Below are 3,920 nucleotides of genomic sequence, written 5' to 3'. Positions count from 1 at the left end.
TTTTCAATCGTCTGTACAGCCAATCAGCAGCTCACTAGAAAACAAAATCATCGAACTACTGAAAATTGAAATTTAAATAAATTGGATGCCCATTTTAAACAAAATAGACATACTTAATAATTTCCCTAAACAGCCATGCACGCATTATATTTCCGGAAGGTTTTCTCAATATTCGGCATTGGGCCTATAGGACGTTTAAAGCACCTTTTCACCCTTCGGATGAAGTAGCATACCCGAAATTGCTGCTCATTTTTATTGCCTAAGCCCCGGAATTTAGCTTCACAGCGCCCAAAGAAGGTCGTATTTTGGTCGATTTGACCGAAAAGTGCCTGGCGAATGGATCTTTAGCCGACAGTTGCCCCACCGGCCTGCCGCAAAGGCTGACAGTACATGGATTGAGAGCTTAGGAGCGTCAATTAAATAAACGAGTCTGCGATGGGCCGAACAGGCTGGGAGTCAGTGGTGGGGCTCGCTCTGGCGGCTGGTTGTGATGGTTAGTATCGGCTTTGGCCGCCTTCTGTTTGAGATGTTTAAGAATCTGCTCGATTATGTCCGGATCCTCAATGCTGGCAATCACTTTGACATGCCCTCCACAGTGCTCGCAAACCTCAATATCAATATTGAAGACTCGCTTAAGTCGCTGCATCCATGTCATGGCATGGTGCCGCTCTTCAGGGGTCTTATCGAGCCAGTCAGTATCGGCTGCTTCTAGTTTGTCAGGCTTTTTTCCGCGTTTAGCCGGTGTGACCTGAACACGGTGTTTGCTGTTCGGTGCGAAGACTCCGTGGAATCGGGTGAGGTTGACGCGCGGCTTGGGTACCAGTGCAGCCAGCTTGGCCATGAAGTCCATGGGTTCGAAGATCACATGGGTTGTGCCATTGCGATACGGGGTTTTGAGTTCATACCGAACGTGTCCATTGGAGGTCAATGCCAGGCGCTTTTCTGAAACAGCGGGTCGGCTAACGTAGCGGCAGAGCCGTTCGAGTTTATCCCTCTGATGTCCTTCGGCCATCACACCGGCGTGGAGTGAAAAACCTGCCACTTTAGCCGCTTGGCCATAGCCTGGCTTCTCACTTTCGCAATGAGGGAAGGTTTGCAGGGTGAAGACCTTACTCCCTTGCTGGGGGCCGGTGGCGATGCGGTAAGTCACCGAGGAACCGTGCATTTGCGTGAGTACATCTCCTCCTTCCTCGTCCAGCGTCAACCAGGTATTCTCGGCATCTCGCTCCAACAGACCGCGTTTTTCCAGGCAGCGAGCGACCCGGTGGCTGAGGGTGTTAACGAGCGCATTGAGTTCATGTTGAGTGGGTGCCTTGACCCGATGGAACCGCCGTTGGCCATAGGTATCTTCGGCGTATACGCCATCGAGAAATAGCATGTGGTAATGGACATTAAGGTTGAGCGCAGAACCAAAGCGTTGGATCAACGTCACTGCACCGGTTTGTGCGGTAGCCTTGGTAAAACCAGCCTGCCTAATTAAATGCGTAGAGACGGTGCGGTAGACAATGCCTAACACTTTACCCATCAGCTCTGGATGGCGAGCCAGCAGGAATCGTAACTGGAAGGGAAAGCTCAGCACCCACTGGCGTATGGGAACTTTGGGAAACACCTCATCCACCAAGAGCGCGGCACTCTCCGCCATCCGGCGGGCACCACAGCTGGGGCAGAACCCTCTGCGCTTGCAGCTAAATGCCACCAATCGTTCATGATGGCAATCCTCGCAGCGGACACGCAAAAAGCCATATTCCAGCCGACCACATTGGAGAAAATCTTCGAACTCTCTCTGAACGTAACGAGGCAAGCTTTGTCCCTGACCCTCCAACGAGGACTTAAAGACAGGATAATGTTCCTGAACCAATTGATAGAGGAGCGTCTTTTCGGGCTGATGGCGTTCATAGTATGGTGCTTGACTCGCCCAGACATTCCTTGCCGGTGACATGAGCATCCTCCTTGATACTGTTTATACATACAGCATATAGAAGAAGCTTCACTTAGCGAATATTGGCCGTAATTTTGTAAAAACAGTCCAACTGTTATGTCCGCTTATCTCACTTTCCAGAAGTAACCGATCAGATCAATATTGGCCAAAAAATCCTTGTTTATCGATCAGTCATGAAGGTCCGTTTTGCGGACAAAATTACCCTAGAATGTTGACCCAAATAGACGCGAGATCAATACGGGTACGGCAGTCTCTACGCGTAGAATTCTTTCGCCTAAATGAACTCCTTCAAAACCGGCTTCTTTGAGCTTGTTTACTTCATACTCAGTAAAGCCACCTTCGGGGCCGATGATTAAGGTGCAGGCTTCTTCGAGATGATGTGGGCAGACCTGTTCTTCTCTAGGGTGGGCGACTAGTTGGCGTGTACCTTTGGAAAGTGCAGGTAATTCATCTTCAACAAAGGGCTTGAAGCGCTTTTTGATATGAATTTCGGGCATCACGGTATCCTGAGCTTGTTCTAAGCCAAGGATGCAATTCTCTAGAATTTTTTCTTCACTTAGCCAGGGGCTTTGCCAAAAGCTCTTTTCTACCTTCCAGGCATTGAGGAAATAGATTTTCTTCACGCCCATTGTTGTGGCGGTTTGAATGATTCGCTTTAACATTTTTGGTCGGGGTAGACCAATAATGAGTGTTAAGGGGAGTGGTGCGGGCGCTTCTTTTTGCCACTCGATATCGAGTTTGGCAGACTCCGTAGTGAGAGCTGTAATAGTGGCTAGGCCAATTTGCTGATTGAGCAGGCCAACGCGTATGTTATCTCCAACTTTTGACTTTAGAGTCTCATGCATATGTTCGAGTTGACGACCGGAAATCTCAGCCAGTGTTTCGCTGTGCATATTTTCGGGGAATAACAGTAGCAGGTTCATCTAATTGTTATTCGCTTACAGGTTCTTCGTTGCGCTTCTTTTCGACGAGTTTTGAAAACAGCACTCCGACTTCAAAGAGAGCCCACATTGGAACTGCTAAAAGAGTTTGCGAAATAACATCTGGAGGCGTCAATAACATACCGATAACGAAGCAACCAACCACGATGTAAGGGCGTTTTTCACTTAGGCTAGCTGAGCTGGTAATACCTGCCGCAACCAAAATAATGGTTGCGATTGGGATTTCGAAGGCTAAGCCAAATGCGAAGAATAGCTTTAGAATGAAGTCAAGATAGCGACTAATATCGGTCATTACAGTGACGCCTTCAGGTGCGGCACTGGTGAAAAAGCCAAACACCAAAGGAAAGACGACAAAGTAAGCGAATGCCATGCCGAGATAGAACAATATTATGCTCGATAGCAGTAAAGGATAGGCGAGCCGTTTTTCGTTCTCATAGAGTGCAGGTGCGATAAAACCCCATATTTGAAAGAGCACATAAGGCATTGATATAAACAGTGCCGTCATTAGAGCCAGTTTGAAGGGGGTAAAGAAGGGTGATGCGACATCGGTCGCGATCATGGTGCTACCTTCGGGTAAAAAGACCCTAAGTGGCTCTGAGACAATCAGGTAGATATCGTTGGCAAAATAGTAAAGGCCTGCGAAGATCAATATAACGCAAAGCACAGAACGCAGGAGGCGTGTGCGCAATTCTATCAGATGGCTGATTAGAGGCTGGCCTTGGTCGACTACAGTGTCGTTTTCAGTTGCGTTGTCAGAAGTCTTACTCATGTCTTTACTATGCTTAGCTTATTACGGAGGCCATGTTATGACTGCTTAGGCTTGTCGTTTTGCGTATTGCTTTGAAGGTCTTTTGACGAATCAGGCTCTTTTGGTGCCTGAAACAGCTTGTCATACTCATCTCTTGGTAAGGGCTCGAACTCTTCAGCTTCTTTGAGCGTTTCAACTCCGTAGAAGTACATCCTGTTTTGCCGACTATCCTTGCTCATGCAATACAAATGATTTAAAATATTCAGAGGTTCCCTAGTTTTCAAATCTATTT

General features: G+C 47.7%; 4 protein-coding genes. All 4 read right to left on the bottom strand.

Features of this window, described 5'->3' with window-relative positions:
* Nucleotides 1–412: 412 nt before the first annotated feature.
* Nucleotides 413–1,939, bottom strand: a complete 1,527-nt coding sequence (locus A3766_RS08375) for an IS91 family transposase (RefSeq protein WP_068552922.1) — start codon at nucleotides 1,937–1,939, stop codon at nucleotides 413–415.
* 203 nt (nucleotides 1,940–2,142) lie between these two features.
* The gene (locus A3766_RS08370) at nucleotides 2,143–2,862 is read right to left on the bottom strand and encodes a 16S rRNA (uracil(1498)-N(3))-methyltransferase (protein ID WP_068510498.1); all 720 of its coding nucleotides are present in this window, start codon (nucleotides 2,860–2,862) and stop codon (nucleotides 2,143–2,145) included.
* Between the two features lie 7 nt (nucleotides 2,863–2,869).
* Entirely contained in the window at nucleotides 2,870–3,649 is a 780-nt protein-coding gene (gene tatC / locus A3766_RS08365) for a twin-arginine translocase subunit TatC (protein ID WP_068510193.1), read from the bottom strand.
* 35 nt (nucleotides 3,650–3,684) lie between these two features.
* On the bottom strand, nucleotides 3,685–3,920 hold a 236-nt coding region (locus tag A3766_RS29495; protein WP_231882864.1), incomplete at its 5' end, for a hypothetical protein.

This window comes from Oleiphilus sp. HI0132 (assembly GCF_001635845.1).
This window is presented reverse-complemented; position numbering and strand designations above follow the sequence as displayed.

Bases quoted from the DNA above. Each gene is read 5' to 3' on its own strand.
- A3766_RS08375 (WP_068552922.1), bottom strand. From the start codon at position 1,939: ATGTCACCGGCAAGGAATGTCTGGGCGAGTCAAGCACCATACTATGAA.
- A3766_RS08370 (WP_068510498.1), bottom strand. From the start codon at position 2,862: ATGAACCTGCTACTGTTATTCCCCGAAAATATGCACAGCGAAACACTG.
- tatC (WP_068510193.1), bottom strand. From the start codon at position 3,649: ATGAGTAAGACTTCTGACAACGCAACTGAAAACGACACTGTAGTCGAC.